The sequence below is a fragment of the Aeromicrobium sp. Root472D3 genome (genome assembly GCF_001426485.1).
GTDB lineage: Bacteria > Actinomycetota > Actinomycetes > Propionibacteriales > Nocardioidaceae > Aeromicrobium.
On the sequence record NZ_LMET01000001.1, the window covers coordinates 2,335,986 to 2,358,433 of the forward strand.

General features: G+C 69.9%; 23 protein-coding genes. 7 read left to right on the forward strand and 16 right to left on the reverse strand.

Annotated features, from left to right (window positions below):
• Position 1: 1 nt before the first annotated feature.
• From tatC to ASD10_RS11595, 15 genes are all read right to left on the reverse strand, one after another.
• Positions 2-859, reverse strand: a complete 858-nt coding sequence (tatC, locus tag ASD10_RS11525) for a twin-arginine translocase subunit TatC (protein WP_235501827.1) — start codon at positions 857-859, stop codon at positions 2-4.
• A 3-nt stretch (positions 860-862) separates the two neighbouring features.
• Complete coding sequence (tatA, locus tag ASD10_RS11530) at positions 863-1,096, reverse strand: Sec-independent protein translocase subunit TatA (protein WP_082556160.1); 234 nt, start codon at positions 1,094-1,096, stop codon at positions 863-865.
• Complete coding sequence (locus ASD10_RS11535; RefSeq protein WP_056608460.1) at positions 1,096-2,070, reverse strand: YafY family protein; 975 nt, start codon at positions 2,068-2,070, stop codon at positions 1,096-1,098. Before ASD10_RS11535 ends, tatA begins: the two co-directional genes overlap by 1 nt.
• On the reverse strand, positions 2,067-3,038 hold the full coding sequence (locus ASD10_RS11540) for a YafY family protein (RefSeq protein ID WP_056608463.1): 972 nt from the start codon (positions 3,036-3,038) through the stop codon (positions 2,067-2,069). Before ASD10_RS11540 ends, ASD10_RS11535 begins: the two co-directional genes overlap by 4 nt.
• A 12-nt stretch (positions 3,039-3,050) precedes the next feature.
• Positions 3,051-3,971 (reverse strand): FKBP-type peptidyl-prolyl cis-trans isomerase, encoded by a 921-nt coding sequence (locus tag ASD10_RS11545; RefSeq protein WP_056608466.1) that lies wholly within the window; start codon positions 3,969-3,971, stop codon positions 3,051-3,053.
• Between the two features lie 69 nt (positions 3,972-4,040).
• Complete coding sequence (gene pafA, locus ASD10_RS11550) at positions 4,041-5,402, reverse strand: Pup--protein ligase (protein WP_056608469.1); 1,362 nt, start codon at positions 5,400-5,402, stop codon at positions 4,041-4,043.
• Between the two features lie 99 nt (positions 5,403-5,501).
• Positions 5,502-6,197, reverse strand: coding sequence for a proteasome subunit alpha (gene prcA / locus ASD10_RS11555; RefSeq protein WP_056608472.1), 696 nt, complete (start codon positions 6,195-6,197; stop codon positions 5,502-5,504).
• Between the two features lie 13 nt (positions 6,198-6,210).
• Entirely contained in the window at positions 6,211-7,032 is an 822-nt protein-coding gene (prcB, locus tag ASD10_RS11560; protein ID WP_056610187.1) for a proteasome subunit beta, read from the reverse strand.
• The gene (locus ASD10_RS11565; protein ID WP_056608474.1) at positions 7,032-7,229 is read right to left on the reverse strand and encodes a ubiquitin-like protein Pup; all 198 of its coding nucleotides are present in this window, start codon (positions 7,227-7,229) and stop codon (positions 7,032-7,034) included. The genes prcB and ASD10_RS11565 overlap by 1 nt, the downstream gene beginning before the upstream one ends.
• Before the next feature lie 16 nt (positions 7,230-7,245).
• Positions 7,246-8,748: a depupylase/deamidase Dop gene (dop, locus tag ASD10_RS11570; RefSeq protein WP_056608477.1), complete on the reverse strand. Its 1,503-nt coding sequence runs from the start codon at positions 8,746-8,748 to the stop codon at positions 7,246-7,248.
• Positions 8,745-9,569 carry a hypothetical protein gene (locus ASD10_RS11575; protein WP_056608480.1) on the reverse strand — a complete coding sequence of 275 codons (825 nt, stop codon included), beginning with the start codon at positions 9,567-9,569 and terminating at the stop codon, positions 8,745-8,747. Before ASD10_RS11575 ends, dop begins: the two co-directional genes overlap by 4 nt.
• On the reverse strand, positions 9,566-10,042 hold the full coding sequence (locus ASD10_RS11580; protein WP_056608483.1) for a GNAT family N-acetyltransferase: 477 nt from the start codon (positions 10,040-10,042) through the stop codon (positions 9,566-9,568). The genes ASD10_RS11575 and ASD10_RS11580 overlap by 4 nt, the downstream gene beginning before the upstream one ends.
• Before the next feature lie 17 nt (positions 10,043-10,059).
• Positions 10,060-11,772 (reverse strand): proteasome ATPase, encoded by a 1,713-nt coding sequence (arc, locus tag ASD10_RS11585; RefSeq protein WP_157432653.1) that lies wholly within the window; start codon positions 11,770-11,772, stop codon positions 10,060-10,062.
• 67 nt (positions 11,773-11,839) lie between these two features.
• Entirely contained in the window at positions 11,840-12,730 is an 891-nt protein-coding gene (locus ASD10_RS11590; protein ID WP_056608489.1) for a tRNA (adenine-N1)-methyltransferase, read from the reverse strand.
• Positions 12,727-13,662, reverse strand: coding sequence for a site-2 protease family protein (locus ASD10_RS11595; protein ID WP_056608492.1), 936 nt, complete (start codon positions 13,660-13,662; stop codon positions 12,727-12,729). Before ASD10_RS11595 ends, ASD10_RS11590 begins: the two co-directional genes overlap by 4 nt.
• 53 nt (positions 13,663-13,715) lie before the next feature.
• Between ASD10_RS11595 and ASD10_RS18820 the strand changes: the two genes are divergently transcribed.
• The 3 genes from ASD10_RS18820 to ASD10_RS11605 are packed head-to-tail and all read left to right on the forward strand — an operon-like array spanning position 13,716 to position 15,216.
• Complete coding sequence (locus ASD10_RS18820) at positions 13,716-13,856, forward strand: hypothetical protein (RefSeq protein ID WP_157432557.1); 141 nt, start codon at positions 13,716-13,718, stop codon at positions 13,854-13,856.
• A 35-nt stretch (positions 13,857-13,891) separates the two neighbouring features.
• The gene (locus ASD10_RS11600) at positions 13,892-14,728 is read left to right on the forward strand and encodes a PD-(D/E)XK nuclease family protein (RefSeq protein ID WP_056608494.1); all 837 of its coding nucleotides are present in this window, start codon (positions 13,892-13,894) and stop codon (positions 14,726-14,728) included.
• Positions 14,725-15,216 carry a hypothetical protein gene (locus ASD10_RS11605; protein WP_056608497.1) on the forward strand — a complete coding sequence of 164 codons (492 nt, stop codon included), beginning with the start codon at positions 14,725-14,727 and terminating at the stop codon, positions 15,214-15,216. The genes ASD10_RS11600 and ASD10_RS11605 overlap by 4 nt, the downstream gene beginning before the upstream one ends.
• Positions 15,217-15,274: 58 nt before the next feature.
• Here ASD10_RS11605 and ASD10_RS11610 read toward each other — a convergent pair whose 3' ends face one another.
• Positions 15,275-15,916, reverse strand: a complete 642-nt coding sequence (locus ASD10_RS11610; RefSeq protein WP_056608501.1) for an HAD family phosphatase — start codon at positions 15,914-15,916, stop codon at positions 15,275-15,277.
• Between the two features lie 259 nt (positions 15,917-16,175).
• Between ASD10_RS11610 and metH the strand changes: the two genes are divergently transcribed.
• The 4 genes from metH to ASD10_RS11630 all read left to right on the forward strand — a co-directional run bounded on the left by metH (position 16,176) and on the right by ASD10_RS11630 (position 22,442).
• Positions 16,176-19,904 (forward strand): methionine synthase, encoded by a 3,729-nt coding sequence (gene metH / locus ASD10_RS11615; protein ID WP_235501959.1) that lies wholly within the window; start codon positions 16,176-16,178, stop codon positions 19,902-19,904.
• Positions 19,905-19,965: 61 nt separating this feature from the next.
• A complete protein-coding gene (locus ASD10_RS11620) occupies positions 19,966-21,276 on the forward strand; it encodes a hemolysin family protein (protein ID WP_056608506.1) in 1,311 nt (436 codons plus the stop codon).
• Positions 21,273-22,124: a PAC2 family protein gene (locus ASD10_RS11625; protein ID WP_235501829.1), complete on the forward strand. Its 852-nt coding sequence runs from the start codon at positions 21,273-21,275 to the stop codon at positions 22,122-22,124. The genes ASD10_RS11620 and ASD10_RS11625 overlap by 4 nt, the downstream gene beginning before the upstream one ends.
• A gap of 63 nt (positions 22,125-22,187) precedes the next feature.
• Positions 22,188-22,442, forward strand: coding sequence for a hypothetical protein (locus ASD10_RS11630; protein ID WP_056608509.1), 255 nt, complete (start codon positions 22,188-22,190; stop codon positions 22,440-22,442).
• The last annotated feature ends 6 nt before the right edge of the window (positions 22,443-22,448 follow it).

The window sequence follows — 22,448 nt, forward strand, 5'->3', positions numbered from 1 at the left end:
GTCAGTCGCGCAGGTCGGACGGGCCGTCGAGCTCGGAGGGTCCGCCGATCGGCGCGGCCTCGTCGTCGTCCACCTCGGTGCCGATGAGCCGGGCGCGCCTGCGGTCCGTCAGCTTCGCAATGAGCTCGGAGACCAGGTAGAGCACGACCATCGGCGCGGCCAGGAACAGCATCGTCAGGGGATCGGTCGTGGGCGTCGCGACCGCCGCGAAGACGAAGATGCCGATGATCGTCCAGGGGCGGGCGTTGGCGAGCTGCTTCGCGCTCACGGCGCCGATGCGGTTGAGCACGACCACGACCAGCGGGATCTCGGCCGCGACGCCGAACACCAGCAGCATCTTGACGATGAAGTCGAAGTACTCGGCTCCCGTGACGAGCGAGCCGAAGCCGTCGGGCACGAAGCCGATCAGCACCTCCATGGCCTTGGGCAGGACGACGTACGCCAGCGCCGCACCGCCGACGAACAGCGGTGCGCCGGTGCCGGCGAGCAGCAGCGCCCAGCGCTTCTCGTTGCGGTGCATCGCGGGCAGCACGAACGCCCACAGCTGCCACAGCCAGAAGGGGCTCGACGCCAGCAGGCCGAACACCAGCGAGATCTTGAGCTGGAACTGGAAGGCGCCGCCGATGCCCGTGATGACCAGCTCGGTGTCGATGCCCTCGGCCGTCAGCAACGGACGCATGTCCTCGTACGGCTGCGTGAGGAAGTTCAGGATCGGCTCGTAGAACACGAAGCCGAGGATCGTGCCGATCGCGATCGCGAGAACGGCCCTGGTCAGTCGCGTGCGCAGCTCACGCAGGTGGTCCATGAGCGGCATCGAGCCGCCCGGCGACGGGGTCGGCCCGCCGCGTGTCAGCGCCAAGCGTCAGGCCTGTTCGCGCTTCTCGTCCAGCTCGGCGGCCTCGACGGTCTGCAGCGACGCGGGCTTGACGGGCTTGGCCTCGTCGTCGTCGTCGTTCATGGCCTTGACCTCGGACTTGAAGATGCGCAGGGCCTTGCCCGATCCGCGGGCCAGCTCGGGGAGCTTCTTGCCCCCGAACAGCAGGAGGACGACTCCCAGGATGATCAGGATCTCGGTGGGACCGATCTGACGGAACATCATGACTCCTTATGGACGACGGCTTCATCGTACGCCTCGAGGGCCAGCCGGGCGTCGTCAACCACCCGCTCGCGCAGCGCGGCGGGCTCGATGACGGTGACCGACCCCGCGTTGCGCAGCACGAGGCGTCGCAGCCACGACCAGTCGGCGCCGTAGAGCTTGGCGCGCCAGACGCCGTCCTCGCCCTGCGACACCAGGTCCACCTGGTAGTACTCGGTCAGCCAGTGCGCCCGCGGGTGCAGGTCGACGACCGCGAACGGCGTCTGCTCGCCGACCGTGAAGAATCCCTCGGACAGGTCACGTGGTGTCGCGTCGTGCGGCTCGGCGTCGATCGCGAGCACGTCGGCCGCGACGATGCGGTCGAGCCGGAAGAAGCGCAGGTCCTCGGCCTTGAGGCACCACGCCTCGAGGTACAGCTTGCCCTGCTCGGTGAACAGGCGGCGCGGGTCGACGTCGCGATCGGTCTGCTCGTCGCGCGAGACCGTCGCGTACGTCAGGGCGAGCCGCTTGCCGCCCGTCAGCGCCTCGACGACCGCGCCGTGGATCGTGGGGTCGACGTCGTCGAGCACGACGTCGACCGATGTCGACGCGGTGTCGCCGACGGCGCTCTCGAGCTTGGCCAGCGCGCTGTCGATGACGGTCAGCTCGAGACCGCTGGCGGACGCGCGCAGCGTCCGCAGCGCGACGATCAGGGCAGCGCCCTCGCGGGTGCTGATGCGCAGCGGCCGGGTCATGAACTCGGCGTCGCGGATGTGCACGACGCCGTCGCGCTCGAGCGCCGTCAGGTCGAAGTCGATCAGCTCGCCGGCGTACTCCCCCGTGCCGGTGTACATCAGCAGCTTGAGGTCGTCGCGGATCGTCTTGGGGCTCACGCCGAACTCGGCGGCCACCTCGTTGACCGGCACCCCGTCGTTGCCCTGCAGGTACGGGACGAGCGCCAGCATGCGCACGACCTGCTGGCGCGACCGGCTCATGCGCCGACCTCGAGGGAGCCCGTGACGGCGGCCGTCAGGCGCTGCACGACGGCCGCGCGGACGTCGGGGGGCGAGACCACCACGACGTCGGGACCGTACGACGCGACCTCGGACGCCAGCTCCCAGCGCGACGAGTAGCGGATCTCGACCTCGTCGAGGTCGTCGCCCAGCGGGGTGACCTTCTCGGCGAGCCGGCGCAGGGACTGCCCGCGGTCGCGGCGGATGCGCAGCACGGCGGCCTCCTCGGGCTCGGGCGGGAACAGCTCGCGGGCGACGTCCTTCATGACGGTGCCCTCGGGGATCTCGTAGGAGCCGGGGGCGCCCTCGGTCGTGACCTCGCCGATGACGCGTGACAGGCGGAAGATCCGCGACTCGCCGCGGTCGAGGTCGAAGCCGCCGACGTACCAGCGGTCGTGCCACGAGATGATGCCCCACGGCTGCAGGTGCCTCAGCATCGGCTCGCGCCCGGGACGCGCGTACGCGAACGCGATCGGGACGCGCCGGGTGACGGCGTCCCACATCGCGTCGAACGACGGCTCGTCGGTCGACAGGCGGGGCTCGGCCATGCGCAGCACGCTCGTGTCGACGTCGACACCGATCGCCTTGAGCTTGACCAGGGCGGTGGTCGACTCGCTCGCCAGGCCCGCGTGCTCCCACACCTGCGTGGCCAGGCCGATCACGGCGGCCTCCTCGCGGGTCAGCTCGAGGTCGGGCAGCTCGGCCTCGTCACGACGGATGCGGTAGCCCGGCTCGTCGTTGAAGTACTTGTCGTTCTGCCCCATCTCGACCGTGATGCCGAGCTCGCGCAGCTCCTCCTTGTCGCGCTCGAACTTGCGGTCGAACGCCTGCGGCGTCGACTCGCGGTAGTCGGCGATGGACTCGCGGATCTGGTCCTTCGTCAGGTACTGGCGACTGACCAGCAACGCGAAGATGAGGTTCATCAACCTCTCGGTCTTGCGCTCGGCCATAGGAGGAGGATGTCAGGAAGCGTCGAGCAAGTCGACCGAGAACAGCAGCGTGTCGCCCTTCTTGATCGGGCTGCCCTCCGGCTCGGCGTCCGCGCCCTGGCCGACGTCCGCCGGGCACACGATGATGACGCGGCTGCCGAGCTTCTTGCCGACCAGCTCGTCCTGCCAGCACTTGTAGAGGCTCGTCAGCGGCTGCGTGAAGACCTCCTTGGAGTACGACTCGTCGAACGTCGTGCCTCCGGGGTAGATCTGGCCGAAGTACTGGACGCTGATCGTCTGGTCGGCGGTGACCTCGGCCCCGGTCCCCTGGATGACGGTGAACGAGCTCTCGACGGCGTCCTTCTTGGCGTCGGTCGTGCTCTTCTTGACGAACGCGGTCGGGATGTTCTTGTCGTCGACCTCGAGCTTGGGGTAGTTCTTGGGCGTCGAGCGGGCCTCGCCCACGACCGACGTCGGCACCTTCGAGACGATGTCGAACAGGAACACCAGGGTGTCGTCCTTCTTGACGTCGAGCTGGGCCTGCGCCTGGCCGAAACCGTCCTGCGGCGACATCGCGACCAGGACGCGGCTGCCGACGGTGCGGTCCTCGAGGCCCTTGATGAAGCCGGGCAGGATCTTGTCCTGCGTCAGGTTGACGGTGTAGGGGGTGCCGGTCTTGAACGAGCTGTCGAACTGCTTGCCGGTGCGCCCGTTGACCGCGACGTAGTTGACCTTGACCGAGTCGCCGGCCACGACCGTCTCGCCCGTGCCCTTCGTCAGGACCTTGGACTCGGTCTTGTCGACCGAGAAGTCCTTCGCGACGGTCACGTCGGGGCTGGCGCCCTTGGAGACCTTGACCTCGTCGAGGTTGCCGGACGAGGTGCCGGTGTCGCTGCTGCCACATCCGGACAGGAACAGGACGGCAGCGGCGGAGACGAGCAGGATGCGACGCACGTGTACGACCTTCGGGGTGGAGGGCACAGAACGCCGATCAGCGTATCGACACCGCCCAAGAGGTCGTGCTCACATGCCGTCGATGAGCCGCTGGACGCGCTCGTCCTGCGACCTGAACGGGTCCTTGCACAGCACGGTGCGCTGGGCCTGGTCGTTGAGCTTGAGGTGCACCCAGTCGACCGTGAAGTCACGGCGGCGCTCCTGCGCCCTCTTGATGAAGTCGCCGCGCAGACGGGCCCGGGTGGTCTGTGGCGGGATCGACTTGGCCGTGAAGACGTCGAGGTCGTTGGTGACCCGGGCGACGGCGCCCTTGTTCTCGAGCAGGTAGAAGATGCCGCGGTCGCGCCGGATGTCGTGGTACGCCAGGTCGAGCTGCGCGATGCGCGGATCGCTCCAGCTCAGGTCATTCCTGCTGCGGTAGCGGTCGAGCAGCTTGTACTTGATGACCCAGTCGATCTCGCGCTCGACGAGCGACAGGTCGTCGGACTCGACGGCCTTCAGCGTGCGCTCCCACAGGTCGAGCGCCCGTGTGATCGTGGGGGTGTGCAGCCCGTTCTTGTCGACGAACTCGGCGGCCTTGCCGAAGTACTCGGCCTGGATCTCCAGGGCCGACAGCTCGCGGCCGTTGGCCAGCTGCACCGTGCGACGTCCGGTCATGTCGTGCGAGATCTCGCGGATCGCCCGGATGGGGTTGTCGAGCGTCAGGTCGCGCATGGGCACGCCGGCCTCGATCATGCGCAGCACCAGGTCGGTCGTGGCGACCTTGAGCAGCGTCGTGGTCTCGCTCATGTTGGAGTCGCCCACGATGACGTGCAGGCGGCGGAACCGCTCGGCGTCGGCGTGGGGCTCGTCGCGGGTGTTGATGATTGGGCGGGAGCGCGTCGTGGCGCTCGAGACGCCCTCCCAGATGTGCTCGGCCCGCTGACTGACGCTGAAGACCGGGCCGCGCGGCGTCTGCTGGATCTTGCCCGCGCCGCAGATGATCTGGCGGGTCACGAGGAACGGGATCAGCACGTCGGCGAGCTTGCTGAACTCCCCCTGGCGGCTGACGAGGTAGTTCTCGTGGCACCCGTAGGAGTTGCCGGCCGAGTCGGTGTTGTTCTTGAACAGGTAGATGTCGCCCTCGACGCCGTCGTCGGCCAGCCGCTTCTGGGCGTCGATCATCAGGCCCTCGAGGATCCGCTCGCCGGCGCGGTCGTGCGTCACGAGGTCGACGAGGTCGTCGCACTCGGGCGTCGCGTACTCGGGGTGGCTGCCGACGTCGAGGTACAGCCGCGCCCCGTTGCGCAGGAACACGTTGCTGCTGCGGCCCCACGAGACGACGCGGCGGAACAGGTACCGGGCGACCTCGTCGGGCGACAGACGACGCTGACCCTTGAACGAGCAGGTGACGCCGTACTCGTTCTCGATGCCGAAGATCCGTCGGTCCATGCACGTCAGCCTAGTCGCGCACGGACAAACCCGCGGTGCGGCGCGCGAACGTCATCGGGTGAAGGCGCGCCGCGGCAGGGGCACCGGCCGGGGCACGCCCTACTGGCTGAGCGCGGCTGCCACGTCGGCGTCGCTCATCCGCTTGAACTTGCGGGGCTGCGGACGGGCGCGCGACAGCGTCGCGACCTCGAGGGCCGACGCCTCGACGGTGCGGGCGGGCTCGACGTCCTGGCCCAGGGCCGTGACCGCGACCCTGACGGCGGCCGCCAGGTCGAGACCCGGGGTGTAGTGCTCCCCGAGGTAGGCCTCGACCTGCTCGCTCTGGCCGCCCATCACGCCGAAGCCCCGCACGTCGGAGACCGAGCCGTCGTACATCAGGCGGTACACCTGGTCGTGCGAGGCGTCGTCGCCGAGCTCGCCGACGAAGATCTCGACCTCGTACGGCTTCTCGCCACCCGACGAGAAGATCGTGCCGAGCGTCTGCGCGTAGGCGTTGGCCAGGCCGCGCGCCGTGACGTCGCGCCGGTCGTACGCGTAGCCGCGCATGTCGGCCAGGCGCACGCCCGCGATGCGCAGGTTCTCGAACTCGTTGTACCGGCCGACGGCCGCGAAGCCGATGCGGTCGTAGATCTCGCTGATCTTGTGCAGCGCCCGCGACGGGTTCTCGGCGACGAACAGGATGCCGTCGGCGTAGTGGACGACCGCGACGCTGCGCCCCCGCGTGATGCCCTTGCGGGCGAAGTCGGCCCGGTCCTTCATCAGCTGCTCGGGCGAGACGTAGAACTGCTGGCTCATGCGTGACTCTCTCTCAGCTCAGGGGGGCCGACGGGCCGTCGGGACGCTCGAGGCGTCCGCCGATGACGTCGTCGGCGATCGCGCCGACCTCGTCGTCGGCGAGCCGGCGGTAGCCGTCGGCCGTCACGACCGACACGACCGGGAAGATGCGGCGGGTCAGGTCGGGCCCGCCGGTCGCGGAGTCGTCGTCGGCGGCGTCGTACAGCGCCTGGATCGCCGCGGTGACGCAGTCGCCCTCGGTGAGGCCCCGGCTGTAGAGCTTCTTGAGCGAGCCGCGCGCGAAGACCGATCCCGAGCCGACGGTGTGGAAGCCGCTGTGCTCCTCGTAGCGGCCGCCCGTGACGTCGTACGAGAAGATGCGTCCCTGCTGCGTCTCGAGGTCGAAGCTCGCGAACAGCGGGACGACCGCGAGGCCCTGCATCGCGAGGCCGAGGTTGCCGCGGATCAGTGCCGCGAGGCGGTTGGCCTTGCCGTCGGCCGACAGGACCGTGCCCTCGATCTTCTCGTAGTGCTCGAGCTCGACCTGGAACAGGCGCACCATCTCGATCGCGAGGCCCGCGCTGCCGGCGATGCCGATGCACGAGTACTCGTCGGCCGGGAAGACCTTCTCGATGTCGCGCTGGGCGATGACGTTGCCCATCGTGGCGCGGCGGTCGCCGGCCATGATGACGCCGCCGTCGAACGTCGCCGAGACGATCGTCGTCGCGTGCGGGGCCAGGTCGCCGTGCGCTCCCCCGGCGCGCGAGGCGGCACCGGGCATCAGCTCGGGCGCCGCCGTGGCGAGGTAGTCGGCGAAGGACGACGATCCGGTCAGGCGGGTGCCCTCCGGGAGCATCACTGCCCGCCCTTCTGCACGAAGCTGCGGACGAACTCCTCGGCGTTCTCCTCGAGGACGTCGTCGATCTCGTCGAGGATCGAGTCGACGTCGTCGTCGAGCTTGGCCTTGGCCTCGACGTCGACCTCGGTCGCGTCGGCCTGTGCCTCGTCGGCCTCGGCGGGCTTGCGGGTGCTCTTGTGCTGCTGCTCGGACATGACCCAACCCTAGCCCTTAGCGGCCAGTGATCGCGGTGAACAGCTGCTCGGCGGTCGTGCTGGTCTCGAACAGGGCGCCGACGTGCTCGGCGGTGCCGCGCAGCGGCTCCATCGTGGGGATGCGCTGCAGCGAGTCGCGCCCGGGCAGGTCGAAGATGACCGAGTCCCACGACGCCGCGGCGATGTCGGGGCTGAACCGGGCCAGGCACATGCCGCGGAAGTAGGCACGGGTGTCGCGCGGCGGGTCGGTCACGGCGGCCGCGACCTGCTCGTCGGTGAACAGCCGGTCCATCCGCCCCGTGCGCACGAGCTGGTGGTAGAGCCCCTTGTGCAGGCGGACGTCGTGGTACTGCAGGTCGACGAGGTGCAGCTTGGCGTGGTCCCAGCCGAGCGAGTCGCGCTCGCGGTACCGCTCCAGCAGTGCGAGCTTGGCGACCCAGTCGAGCTCGCGGACGCACTCCATCGGGTCGCGTGCCAGGCGCTCGAGCACGCTCTCCCACCGGGCGATGACGTCGTCGGTCTGCTCGTCGGACCCGTGCTGCGCGACGAAGGCCTTCGCGAGCCCCAGGTACTCCCCCTGCACCTCGAGCGCCGTCAGGCGCCGCCCGTCGGCCAGCTCGACGCGATGCGTCAGCGAGGGGTCGTGCGAGATGTCGTGGACGGCCCGCACCGGGGCGACCAGCGCCAGGCTGCGGGTCAGGAAGCCGGCCTCGATCATCGCCAGCACCAGCGACGTCGTGCCGTGCTTGAGGTAGATCGCGGTCTCGGAGCAGTTCGCGTCGCCGATGATGACGTGCAGGCGCCGGTACTTCTTGGGGTCGGCGTGCGGCTCGTCGCGGGTGTTGATGATCGGACGCTTGAGGGTCGTCTCGAGCCCCACCCCGACCTCGAAGTAGTCGGCCCGCTGGCTGATCTGGAAGGCGTGGACGCTGCCGTCCTGCTGCTGGCCGACCCGCCCGGCGCCCGTGAACACCTGACGGGTCGCGAAGAACGGCGTCAGGTGCTCGACGATCTGGTCGAACGGCACGTCGCGCCGCATGAGGTAGTTCTCGTGGGCGCCGTACGACGCGCCCTTGTTGTCGACGTTGTTCTTGTAGAGCACGATCGGCTGCGTGCCGGGGATCTGCGCCGCGAGCTCGGCGCCGAGGCGCATGACGTTCTCGCCGGCCTTCTCCCAGAGCACGACGTCGAGCGGGTTCGTGACCTCGGGGCTGGAGTACTCGGGGTGCGCGTGGTCGACGTAGAGGCGCGCGCCGTTGGTGAGGATGATGTTGGCCAGGCCCATGTCCTCGTCGGTCAGCTGGCTCGGGTCGGCCACCTCGCGGCTGAGGTCGAAGCCCCTCGCGTCGCGCAGGGGGCTCTCCTCCTCGAAGTCCCACCGGGCGCGCCGGGTCAGCCCGTGGGCCGCGGCGTAGGAGTTGACGACGTGGGTCGAGGCCACCATCGGATTGGCGTTGGGCTGTCCCTGCACGGCGATGCCGTACTCGACCTCGCTGCCCTGCACGCGGCGGACTGTCATGCGTCCGACCCTACGGCCCTGGTCCCGACGTGCCACAGCTCGTCGGTCTGCAGCAGCCAGAACACCGCGAACAGGCCGATCGCGGTGGCCTCCGCGAGGAGCAGCCACAGCGCGACGCCGAACCACTGCGAGGCCAGCAGCGCGCCGCCGAGGACGACCATCAGCACGAGGATCACGAGGTAGCGCCGGGCCGGGGCGCCGCGCCGGTGGCAGTCGCGGGCGTTGAGACCGACCACGCCGACGATGCACGCGAACAGGCCGATCGCGGCGACGGCGTGTGCGTGGGCGACGAAACCGTCGCGACGGGCGACGAACCACACGAGGCCGACGACGAGCAGCACCGTCGAGACCGCGATGCCGGCGAGGTTGCGCCGGGTCATGAGGTCGGCCCGGCGCAGGTCACCCTGGCGCAGGGCGACCGCGACCGTCACGGCCAGGCCGACCGCTCCGGCCACCAGCGCCGCGCCGACGTTGTTGGCGACCTGCTCGGGCACGAGCTGCATCGGGATCGGCGTCGCCGTGCAGGTCGCCGGGTCGGGCGTCGGCACGAGACCCACGACGACCGCCAGGCACCCGCCGACGTTGAGCACGACGTCCTCGGCGTCGCTGGAGCCCTTGATCACGATCATGCAGACGCCGAGCGCGACGAGGCTCGCGACGAAGACGCCCTGCGCCGGGGTGTGGACGTAGGCGCTGACCGACGCCTCGAAGCAGCCCGTGCCGGACGCGAGCCGCTCCCGCACCACCGAGGCCAGGAGCATCACGACGAGCACGACCATCGCGAGCCGCAGGTAGCGGTACGTCCTGACCGCGGAGCTCACGGCAGGAGCGGCTTGCCCAGGTGGACGCTGTCGTCGTACCCCGCGTAGAAGCCGAACGCGGGGACGGGCCCGTAGCCGGACGACGTGTAGAGCGCGATGGCCTCGGGCTGCGCCGTGCCGGTCTCGAGCACCAGCCGGGTGATCCCGGCGGACCGGGCCGTCCGCTCGAGCTCGGCCAGCACGGCACGGGCCAGGCCGCGGCGGGCGAACGCCGGACGGACGTACATCCGCTTGATCTCGCCGTCGGTCGCGCCCTCGGGCCCGCCGCGGCGCCACCCGCCCATCGCGGCCGGCTCGTCGCCGACGTACGCCATCACGAAGTGGCCGTCGGGTGCGTCGAACTGGTGGACGTCGATCGGCGAGACGTCGCCGTCACCGCCGTACCGGCGTCCGTACTCGGCCTGCACCTCGGCCGTCAGCAGCTGGGCGTCGTCCGAGCCGTACGAGACGACCCGCAGGTCGACGGTGTGCATCTACAGGGCCGCGCTCGTCACAGGTACTGCCCGGTGTTGGCGACGGTGTCGATCGAGCGGCCCGGCTCGTTGCCGCTCTTGCCCGAGATGAGGGTGCGGATGAACACGATGCGCTCGCCCTTCTTGCCCGAGATCCGCGCCCAGTCGTCGGGGTTGGTCGTGTTGGGGAGGTCCTCGTTCTCCTTGAACTCGTCGAGGCACGCCTGCAGCATGTGCTGGATGCGCAGACCGCGCTGCTGGTGCTCGAGGAGGTCCTTGATCGCCATCTTCTTGGCCCGGTCGACGATGTTCTGGATCATCGCGCCGGAGTTGAAGTCCTTGAAGTACAGGACCTCCTTGTCGCCGTTGGCGTACGTGACCTCGAGGAACTGGTTGTCCTCGGACTCGGTGTACATCCGCTCGACCGTGCGCTGGATCATGCCGCTGACGCACGCCTGCCGGTCGCCGTCCCACTCCCCCAGGTCGTCGGGGTGCAGCGGCAGGTTGGCCGTCAGGTACTTGCTGAAGATGTCGCGCGCCGACTCGGCGTCGGGGCGCTCGATCTTGATCTTGACGTCGAGGCGGCCGGGCCGCAGGATCGCGGGGTCGATCATGTCCTCGCGGTTGGAGGCACCGATGACCAGGACGTTCTCGAGCCCCTCGACGCCGTCGATCTCGCTCAGCAGCTGCGGGACGATGGTGTTCTCGACGTCGGACGACACGCCCGACCCGCGGGTGCGGAACAGCGAGTCCATCTCGTCGAAGAACACGATGACGGGGGTGCCCTCGCTGGCCTTCTCGCGGGCGCGCTGGAACACCAGGCGGATGTGCCGCTCGGTCTCGCCGACGTACTTGTTGAGCAGCTCGGGGCCCTTGATGTTGAGGAAGAACGAGCGCCCCTCCTCGCCGGTGCGCTCGGAGACCTTCTTGGCCAGCGATGCCGCGACGGCCTTGGCGATCATGGTCTTGCCGCAGCCGGGAGGGCCGTACAGCAGCACGCCCTTGGGCGGCTTGAGCTCGTGCTCGATGAAGATCTCGGGGTGCAGGTAGGGCAGCTCGACGGCGTCGCGGATCGACTCGATCTGCTGGCGCAGGCCGCCGATCGACTCGTAGTCGATGTCGGGGACCTCCTCGAGGACGAGCTCCTCGACCTCGGACTTCGGGACGCGCTCGTAGACGTAGCCCGACCGGCCGTCGAGCAGCAGGGAGTCGCCGGGGCGGATCTTGAGCCCGATCAGGGGCTCGGCCAGCCGGACGACGCGCTCCTCGTCGGCGTTGCCCATCACGAGGGCGCGCTCGCCGTCGGCCAGGATCTCCTTGAGCGAGACGACCTCGCCGGTCTGCTCGAACTCGAGCGCGAGGACGACGTTCATCGCCTCGTTGAGGATGACCTCCTGGCCGCGACGCAGGGTGTCCTTGTCGACCGCGGGGCTGACGTTGACGCGCAGCTTGCGTCCGCCGGTGAAGACGTCGACGGTGTCGTCGTCGTTGCGCTGCAGGAACGTTCCGAAGCCCGTCGGCGGCTGCGCCAGACGGTCGACCTCCTCCTTGAGCGTCACGATCTGGTCGCGCGCCTCGCGCAGCGTCGAGGTGAGCCGCTCGTTCTGGCTGCTCGTGGCCGAGAGCCTGGCCTCGAGCTCGTCGAGGCGCGCATCGCCCGACCGCTCGGTGCCGAGCCGGCGCCGCAGGTGCTCCACCTCCGCGCGCAAGTAGGCGATCTCCTGGTCCGATCCGCTGGTCTGACCACTCATGCCCGTGGGCTCGTTGCCGCTCATCAGCCACCTCCTGCTCGTAGCCACGACCCTACCCGACCGATCGTCAGGAGGCCTCGTGCCCGAACGGGCGTGGACCCGTGTAGTCGGGACCGTACGCACCGGGGGCCGGACGGCGCGACGTGCCCATCGAGTGGTGGCCGGGCGCCATGCGCCGCGCCGTGACGAGGAACGCGGTGTGCCCGTTCATCGAGTGCTGGGGGCGCACCGCCAGGCCCTCGAGGTGCCACTCGCGCTCGAGGGTCTCCCACGCGCGCGGCTCCGTGAAGCCGCCGTGCTCGCGGACCGTCTCGACGAAGCGCGACAGCTGCGTCGTGGTCGCGACGTAGGCGCACACGATGCCGCCGGGCGTCAGCCGCTCGGCGGCCAGCGGGATGCAGCTCCACGGATCGACCATGTCGAGGATCAGGCGGTCGATCTCGGTCTCGGTGACACACGAGCGGACGTCGCCGACCGTCAGCGTCCAGCCGGGCAGGTCGGTGCCGGACACCTCGTGGACGTTGCGCAGGACGTTGTCGGCGAACTCCTCGCGCACCTCGTACGAGCCGAGCGTGCCGGTCGGGCCGATCGCGCGCAGCAGGTACGACGTCAGCGCGCCCGACCCGGCGCCGGCCTCGACGACCCGCGCCCCGGGGTAGACGTCGGCCTGCACGATGATCTGCGCGGCGTCCTTGGGGTAGATGATCGCGGCGCCGCGCGGCATCGACACGACGTACTCGAACAGCAGGGGCCGGAACACCTGGTACGGGTGGTCCATCGAGGAGTGGATGACGATCCCCTCGGGCTGGCCCAGCATGTCGTCGTGACGCAGCTGGCCCTTCTTGGTCGAGAACTCCTTGCCGGGCACGAGCTGCACGTTGTGGCGGCGCCCCTTGGGATCGGTCAGGCGGACCCACTCGCCCTCGACGAGGGGTCCACTGCGGGTGTAGGAGGTCATCGGCGGCTCGCTCGGTAGGTCTCGTCGACGGCGCGGGACGTGAGCACGCCGAACGTGAAGCCGTCGGGCTCCACGAGGGCGTACGCCTCCGCCGGGTGCGCCGCCATGGCCCGGAGGAGGTCGGCGCCACGCAGGTCGGCCGACAGGGTCGGCGCTCCCGGTGGCGGGACGGCGCCGGCGAACCCGATCTCACGGGCCACCAGCAGGTCGATGCGGGCCGCGCGCCCCGCGGTGCGCAGGGCCTCGGTCGCGCCCTCCCAGAGGAACCACGCGACGAGCAGGGCGATCAGCAGGTTGATGACGGTGTCGCGGGAGTCGCCGCGGAACAGCAGGGAGACCGCCACGACGACGACCGCCGTGCCGCGCCCGATCCACGCCGCGATGCGCACGCCGGTCTCCTCGCGGCCCGTGACCTGCCAGACGATCGCGCGGAACACGCGACCACCGTCGAGCGGCAGGCCGGGGAGCATGTTGAAGCCGGCCACGAGCAGGTTGACCCACGCGATCGACCACACGACGTCGGACGTCGTGCCGTAGCCCATCGCGTCGACCGCCGCGAAGGCGCCGAGGGCGATCGCGAGCGACGCCAGCGGGCCGACGATCGAGGTCACGAGCTCCTGGACGGGGGTGCGGCTCTCGCCCTCGATGACGGTCTCGCCGCCCAGCAGGTGCAGGGTCACCGAGTCGACGCGCATCCGGTACGCCCGGGCGGCGAGCACGTGAGCGATCTCGTGCACCAGCACCGAGACGTACAGCGACACGACGAACACGGTCGCCAGCAGGTAGGGGCTGGCGTCGGAGCGGTCCTCCCACCGGGGGGCGAACAGGAGCACGAGCGCGACGCCCATCAGCAGCAGCGACGGCTTGATCAGGACGTCGACCCCGACGACCCGACCGATCCGCCACGTGCCGGGGCGCTGGGAGCTGCTCACCGCGCCAACCTATCGGGTCGCCCCGGACGCGGATGCGGGGCAGACTGGCCGGCATGAGCGAGATGCCGTCCGAGGACCCCCGGGTCGCCAAGGACCCCGACGACGACCACAAGCACAAGACGACCGATCCGAACCTCGACAGCGCACCGGACGACCCGGACGCGCCGGCGCCGTTCACCGGTCCGTACTCCTGACGGAGGCTGTCCGCCGCCGCAACTAGAGTCGTCGCATGACCGACTCGACCGAAGCCCCGACGTACCGCCGGTCGCTGTCCCCCAGTCGCGCGGGCGACTTCCAGAACTGTCCGCTGCTCTACCGGTTCCGGACGATCGACCGCCTGCCCGAGCCCGCGAGCCCCGCCATGGTGCGGGGCACCCTCGTCCATGCCGTGCTGGAGGACCTGTTCGCCGAGCCGGCGCCCGTCCGCACCCTCGAGCGGGCCGTCGACCTGCTGCCGAGCGAGTGGGAGCAGCTGCGCCAGTCCGATCCCCGCACGGCCGAGCTGTTCACCGCCGAGCAGGCCGCCGAGGAGACCGCGTGGCTCGCCTCGGCGATCGACCTGCTGACGACGTACTTCACGATGGAGGACCCGCGCTACCTCGAGCCCGCCGCCCGCGAGCAGCGCGTCTCGTACGAGCCGGAGCCGGGGCTGTCGTTCGGCGGCATCGTCGACCGCATCGACGTGGCCCCCGACGGACGCATCCGGGTGGTGGACTACAAGTCGGGGGCGTCCCCGAACCCGGCCTTCGAGGGCAAGGCCATCTTCCAGATGCGCTTCTACGCGCTCGTCATCTGGCGCACCCGCGGGGTCGTCCCGTCCCTGCTGCAGCTCATGTACTTCGGCGACGGCCAGTTCCTGCGGTACGAGCCCACCGAGTCCGACCTCGTGCACACCGAGGCCAAGCTGCTGGCGCTGTGGTCGGCGATCGAGCGGGCGATCGAGCTGCGTGACTTCCCGCCGCGCAAGAGCGGCCTGTGCCGCTTCTGCGCGCACCAGGCCCTGTGCCCCGCGTGGGGCGGAACGCCGCCCGAGCTGCCCCTGCTGCAGATAGCCTCGCCGTCATGACCACCGCGATCCCCGACCTGCTGGCAGCCGTCCCCGCCCTCGACGACCCGCAGGAGCCGTTCGTCTTCGCGGTCGAGGGCGAGCAGATCGTCGGCCGGTGGGACATCGTCAAGGCGACGACGCTGTATCCCGCGGCGCTCGAGGTCGAGCACGTCGACGAGGACTACCGGATCGTCGTCGAGCTCGACGCCGGGACGGGCACCTACGACGTCACCGAGCACCGCACGTCGACGACCGGCTCGGCCGACGTCGACGGCGACACCCTGAGGCTCGGTGGCGAGAAGCGGTTCTTCCGGGGCACGAGCACGAGCAAGCAGTTCAACTTCTCGTTCGGCGGCGTCACCAAGAAGGACGACGAGCCGCTGACCGTGGCACCGCTGGTCTACGCCTTCGAGACCAGCCGCATCAAGGAGCCGCTGCTGGGCTTCCTCGCGCAGCACGGGTGGAAGCGCAGGAAGGGCTTCCTCGGAGGCCTCTTCGACCGCTGAGGTCAGTCCCCCTCGCTCCGCTCACGGTCGTCGCAGAGCTCCTCCCTGGGGGACGGGGTCAGGCGAAGAGGGCGTCCAGGTCGGCGGGGCGGAGGCCGGCGAGGGTCGGGACGAGCACGCGACGCTCCTGCTCCGGCACCTCGACGAAGTGCGGGACGACCAGCACGTGGCAGCCCGCGGCGTTGGCCGAGGCCGCGCCGGTGCGGGAGTCCTCGATGGCCAGGCACTGCGACGCGTCGACGCCGAGCCGCTCGGCGGCGAGCAGGTAGGGATCGGGGTGCGGCTTGGGCCGCGACACGGCGTCGCCGGTCACGACGGCCCCGAACGGCAGGACAGCGGCGATCGGCTCGGCGATCGCGGTGTACGACATCGTGACGAGCGCCTGGGGCACCCCGAGGTCGTCGAGGGCCGCGATGAGCTCACGGGCCCCGGGCCGCCACTCGACGTGCTCGCGCAACGATCCCGCCAGCGAGGCGACCAGGTGGTCCACGATCTGCTCGGCGGTCATCGCGAGCTCGAGGCGCTCGCGGATGTACTCCCCCGACGCCATCAGGGAGTTGCCGACGAGCTGCAGGGCGTCCTCGTCGGTCCAGACCTTGCCGTGCGCGGCGGCGAGCCGGTGCTCGGCGGCCATCCACAGGGGTTCGGTGTCGACGATCGTGCCGTCGAGGTCCCAGAGCACGGCGGCATACGACGTCACGCCCAGAACCGTAGTCGACCGTAACGCGCCAGTCGTCACCGCGTTGTCCATGCCGTGGCCGAGGTCCCACGGCGGCTGGTGCCCCGTGAGAGAATGGTCGTACCAGTTCGGGAACCCACGAAAGCCCAGGCGAGCCCGCCGCCGGCCGGCGTTCCCCAGCACTCCTTACCGATTCGTCCCTCGAGGAATGCTTGTGCCTGACACCACCCTCCGTCCCGACGCCACCGCCGAGCTGACCGAGCTGCTGCGCAGCCGCATCATGGTGCTCGACGGCGCGATGGGAACCGCGATCCAGCGCGACCGGCCCGACGAGGCCGGCTACCGCGGCGAGCGGTTCAAGGACTGGCCGTCGGACGTCCAGGGCAACAACGACCTCCTGACGCTGACGCAGCCCGAGATCATCGCCGGCATCCACCGCGAGTACCTCGAGGCCGGCGCCGACATGATCGAGACCAACACGTTCAACGCGACGACGATCTCGTTGAGCGACTACGGCATGGAGGAGCTCGCGTACGAGCTGAACTTCGAGTCCGCCCGGCTGGCCCGTCGCGAGTGCGACGCGGTCGCCGAGGCCACGGGCCGTCCGCGCTACGTCGCCGGCACGCTCGGCCCCACCAGCCGCACCGCGTCGATCTCGCCCGACGTCAACGACCCCGGCGCGCGCAACGTCACGTACGACGAGCTCGTCGAGGCGTACCGCGAGGCGACCAGGGGCCTGCTCGAGGGCGGCTCCGACGTCATCTTCATCGAGACGATCTTCGACACGCTGAACGCCAAGGCCGCGATCTTCGCGGTCGAGTCGGTGTTCGAGGACCTCGGCCAGCGCTGGCCCATCGTCATCTCGGGCACCATCACGGACGCCTCGGGTCGCACCCTGTCGGGCCAGGTCACCGAGGCGTTCTGGCACTCGGTGCGGCACGCCAAGCCGCTGCTGGTCGGCCTGAACTGCGCCCTGGGCGCCAAGGAGATGCGCCCCTACATCGCCGAGATGGCGCGCGTCGCCGACACGTTCGTGTCGTGCTACCCCAACGCGGGCCTGCCCAACGCCTTCGGCGAGTACGACGAGGAGCCCGACCAGACGTCCGCGATCGTCAGCGAGTTCGCCGAGGCCGGCTTCGTCAACATGGTCGGTGGCTGCTGCGGCACGACGCCGGCGCACATCGCCTCGATCGCGCGCGACGTCGAGGGCCGGGCGCCCCGCGACGTCCCCGAGGCGTCGCCCGCCCTGCGGCTGTCGGGTCTCGAGCCCGTCACGGTCGTCGACGACACGCTGTTCGTCAACGTCGGCGAGCGCACCAACATCACGGGGTCGGCGCGCTTCCGCAACCTCATTAAGGCCGGCGACTACACGACGGCCCTGGCGGTCGCCCGCCAGCAGGTCGAGGCCGGCGCCCAGGTCATCGACGTCAACATGGACGAGGGCATGATCGACGGCGTCGAGGCGATGGAGCGCTTCATGAAGCTCGTCGCCACCGAGCCCGACATCTGCCGCGTGCCGACCATGATCGACTCCTCCAAGTGGGAGGTCATCGAGGCCGGTCTCAAGTGCGTCCAGGGCAAGGCGATCGTCAACTCGATCTCGATGAAGGAGGGCGAGGAGAAGTTCGTCCGCGAGGCCGAGCTGTGCCGCAAGTACGGGGCCGCCGTCGTCGTGATGGCCTTCGACGAGGACGGCCAGGCCGACAACCTCGAGCGTCGACAGCAGATCTGCGAGCGGGCGTACCGCATCCTGGTCGACCAGGTCGGCTTCCCGGCCGAGGACATCATCTTCGACCCCAACGTCTTCGCGGTCGCGACGGGCATCGAGGAGCACGCCAACTACGGCGTCGACTTCATCGAGGCGACCCGCTGGATCAAGCAGAACCTGCCCGGTGCGCTCGTCTCGGGCGGTGTCTCGAACGTCTCGTTCTCGTTCCGCGGCAACAACCCCGTGCGCGAGGCGATCCACGCCGTGTTCCTGTACCACGCGATCAACGCGGGCATGGACATGGGAATCGTCAACGCCGGAGCCCTCGAGGTCTACGACGAGGTGCCCGAGCTGCTGCGCGAGCGCATCGAGGACGTCATCCTCAACCGTCGTCCCGACAGCACCGAGCGCCTGCTCGAGATCGCCAACGACTTCGCCGGCGACGGCTCGGTCAAGGAGGTCGCGACCGAGGAGTGGCGCTCGCTGCCGGTCGGCGCGCGCATCACCCACGCGCTCGTCAAGGGCATCGACGAGTTCGCCGAGTCCGACACCGAGGAGCTGCGGGCCGAGATCAGCGCCCGCGGCGGACGTCCGATCGAGGTCATCGAGGGGCCCCTCATGGCGGGCATGAACGTCGTGGGCGACCTGTTCGGCGAGGGCAAGATGTTCCTGCCGCAGGTCGTGAAGTCGGCGCGCGTCATGAAGCGTGCCGTCGCGTACCTGATCCCGTTCATCGAGGCCGAGAAGCAGCCCGGCGACGTCGAGCGCAGCATCGGCAAGGTCGTCATGGCGACGGTCAAGGGCGACGTGCACGACATCGGCAAGAACATCGTCGGCGTCGTCCTGCAGTGCAACAACTACGACGTCGTCGACCTGGGCGTCATGGTGCCCGCGCAGAAGATCCTCGATGCCGCCAAGGAGGAGGGCGCCGACGTCATCGGCCTGTCGGGCCTCATCACGCCCTCGCTCGACGAGATGGTCAACTTCGCCGCCGAGATGGAGCGCCAGGGCTTCGACATCCCGCTGATGATCGGCGGGGCGACGACGTCGCGCGCGCACACCGCCGTCAAGGTCGCGCAGAAGTACCACGGTCCCGTCATCTGGGTGAAGGACGCCTCGCGGTCGGTGCCGGTCGTGGCGGCCCTGCTGTCGGACGAGCAGCGCCCGAAGCTGCTGGCCGACACGAACGCCGAGTACGAGACGCTGCGCGAGCGGCACGCGGCCCGCCAGGACACGCGTTCGCTGCTGTCGATCGCCGCGGCCCGCGCGAAGGCCACGCCGATCGACTGGAGCGACTACCAGCCGCCGCGTCCGCGGATGCTCGCGCAGCAGGCGCGCGACGTGTGCACGGGCCCGGGGTGCGACCACCGCCACGGTGCGGCGTCGCAGTTCGTCAAGACGTTCACGGACTACTCGCTCGAGGAGCTGCGCGACTACATCGACTGGCAGCCGTTCTTCAACGCCTGGGAGATGAAGGGTCGCTTCCCCGACATCCTGAACAACCCCGCGACGGGCGAGACCGCCCGCAAGCTGTACGACGACGCGCAGGCCATGCTCGACCGGCTGGTCGAGGAGAAGTGGATCCGCGCGAACGGCGTGTTCGGCCTGTTCCCCGCGAGCCAGGTGCCCGGCGACGACATCGAGCTCTACACCGACGAGTCGCGCTCGACGGTCCTGACGACCCTGCACCAGCTGCGCCAGCAGGGCGAGGGACGTGAGGGGTCTGCCCGCAAGTCGCTCGCCGACTTCGTGGCGCCCAAGGAGACGGGGCTGCGCGACTACGTCGGCGCCTTCGCGGTCACCGCGGGGGTGCACATCGGCGAGAAGATCGCCGAGTTCAAGAAGGACCTCGACGACTACAACGCGATCCTGCTGGAGTCGCTGGCCGACCGCCTGGCCGAGGCGTTCGCCGAGCGCATGCACGAGCGGGTCCGCAAGGAGTTCTGGGCGTACGTGCCGAACGAGTCGCTCAGCAACGCCGACCTGATCGGCGAGAAGTACGCCGGCATCCGTCCGGCCCCCGGCTACCCGGCGTGCCCCGAGCACACCGAGAAGCAGACGATCTGGGAGCTGCTCGACGTCGAGGCCAACACCGGCATCGAGCTGACCGAGAGCATGGCGATGTGGCCCGGCGCATCGGTCAGCGGCCTGTACTTCTCGCACCCCGACTCGCAGTACTTCGTGCTGGGGCGGGTCGGACGCGACCAGGTCGAGGACTACGCGCAGCGCAAGGGGTGGACCCTCGACGAGGCCGAGAAGTGGCTGTCGCCCAACCTGGGCTACCGCACCGAGAACGAATAGCCTGTCGCCACTAGACTCGTCGTGTGAAGAGGCCCCGAAGACCCCGTACCGGTGAGCGCTGATGGATCAGCAGACGCTCCTCAACTTCGGCCTGGTGCTGGTGTTCGTCCTGGTGGGCGGCGTGTTCGCCGCCACCGAGATGGCACTGGTGTCGCTGCGTCCGAGCCAGCTCGACCGGCTCGAGCAGCAGGGCGGTCGCGGTGCCAAGGTGGCCTCGCTCGCCCGCGACCCCAACCGGTTCCTGGCGGCCGTGCAGATCGGCGTCACGGTCGCCGGGTTCCTGTCGGCCGCTTACGGCGCCTCGACCCTGGCGCCCGACGTCGCTCCCGTGTTCACGGGGCTCGGCATGCCCGAGGGCGCTGCCGACAACGTCGCGCTGGTGGTCATGACGCTCGTGATCGCGTACCTGTCGCTCGTGCTGGGCGAGCTCGTCCCGAAACGCTTCGCGCTGCAGAAGTCGGCCGGGCTGGCGACGGCCGTCGCTCCCCCGCTGTCGCGCTTCGCGACGCTGATGCGCCCCGTGATCTGGTTCCTGTCGCTGTCGACCAACGCGGTCGTCCGCCTGCTGGGCGGTGACCCGAACGCGACGAACGAGGAGATGAGCGAGGACGAGCTGCGCGACCTGGTCGGCGGGCACGAGGGATTCGACATCGACGAGCGCCGCATCGTGCAGGACGTGTTCTCGGCGACCCAGCGCACCGTCAAGGAGGTCATGCAGCCCCGGCACAGCGTCGACTTCCTCTCGGCCTCGACCCGTCTCGCCGAGGCCGCGTCGACCGTGCGCGACATGCCGCACTCGCGCTACCCCGTCACGGGCACGTCGGTCGACGACGTGCTGGGGTTCGTGCACGTGCGCGACCTGCTGCAGGCCGACGTCGACCCCACCGCGACGGTCGGCTCGCTGGCCCGTGACATCCCCGTCCTGCCGGGCACCAACCGCATCCTGCCCGCGATGGCGCAGATGCGTCACGACGGCGTCCACATCGCTCTGGTGATCGACGAGTACGGCGGCACCGACGGCATCGTGACGCTCGAGGACCTCGTCGAGGAGCTCGTCGGCGAGATCCGCGACGAGTACGACCTGCCCGGCGAGACCGAGGAGGCCCACGACGTGCGCCGCGACGGCCTGTTCGACGGCGGCCTCAACATCGAGGACTTCTCCGAGGTGACCGGGATCGAGCTGACCGACGGCTCCTACGAGACCGTCGCGGGCTTCATCATCGACCAGCTCGGCCGCATGCCCGAGGTGGGCGACACGATCGAGGTCGGTGACGCGACGCTGTCGGTCGCCGAGCTCGACGGACGCCGCATCTCGCAGGTCATGGTCGAGCGTCAGGACGTCCCCGAGGCCGGGGATAGGCTGGACGCGTGACCTCGACTCCCGACATCCGTCCCCTGCGCGACCCGTGGATGGTGGCCGCGTTCGAGGGGTGGAACGACGCCGCCGACGCGGCCTCCGGCACGGTCGACCACCTGATCGAGGAGTGGGACGCCGAGCTGCTGATCGAGCTCGACCCCGAGGAGTTCTACGACTTCCAGGTGCACCGGCCGCAGGTCCACACGACCGACGAGGGCGAGCGCCGGATCACGTGGCCGGCTCCGCAGATCTACCACGCGCGACCGCCACGCCTCGACCGCGACGTGCTGCTGCTGCGCGCGCCCGAGCCGAACTTCCGCTGGAAGGCGTTCTGCTCGACCGTGATCGGCGTGGCCAAGCTGGCCGGCGTCACCGAGCTCGTCACGCTCGGCGCGCTGCTGGCCGACTCGCCGCACACGCGACCCGTGCCCGTCAGCGGGTCGACGTCCGACTCGGCGCTGATGGAGCGCATGTCGCTGATGCCGTCGACCTACAACGGGCCCGTGGGCATCACGTCGGTGCTCAACGAGATAGCGTCGGACGAGGGCATCGCCTCGGCCTCGCTGTGGGCCGCGGTGCCGCACTACCTCGCCGAGCCGCCGTGCCCCAAGGCGACGCTGGCGCTGCTGGGCGCCCTCGAGGACGCCGTCGGCATGCCCCTGCCGCAGGGCGTGCTGGCCGAGATGGCCGAGGCCTGGCAGCGGGGTGCCGAGGAGCTGACCTCGCAGGACGACGAGATCGCCGAGTACGTCGAGGCGCTCGAGAACGAGCGCGACACCAGCGAGCTGCCCGAGGCGAGCGGCGACGCGATCGCCAAGGAGTTCGAGCGCTACCTGCGCCGCCGCAACGTCGACGGCGAGTAGTCGCTCCTGAGATTGAACACGTTCACAACTTGCGCGACGGGTGAACGGTGGGACTCTCGAACCATGACCACTTCATCAGAGAACCAGACGCCGCCCACCGTCCAGCCCGTCACCAACTGGGCCGATCTCGGCCAGGAGATGTGGAGCTACCTGACCGGGAAGGGCGCCGCGGTGAACTACGAGTTCATCGACATGGCCGTCGAGGTGCCGCGCGACACCGGCGCCGAGGCACCGCGCGCGACGTGGAAGCTCAACGGCACGCTGCGCATCACCACGAGCGACGACGAGCTCGCGGGCGCCGACGAGCACCGGTCCTGACGATGA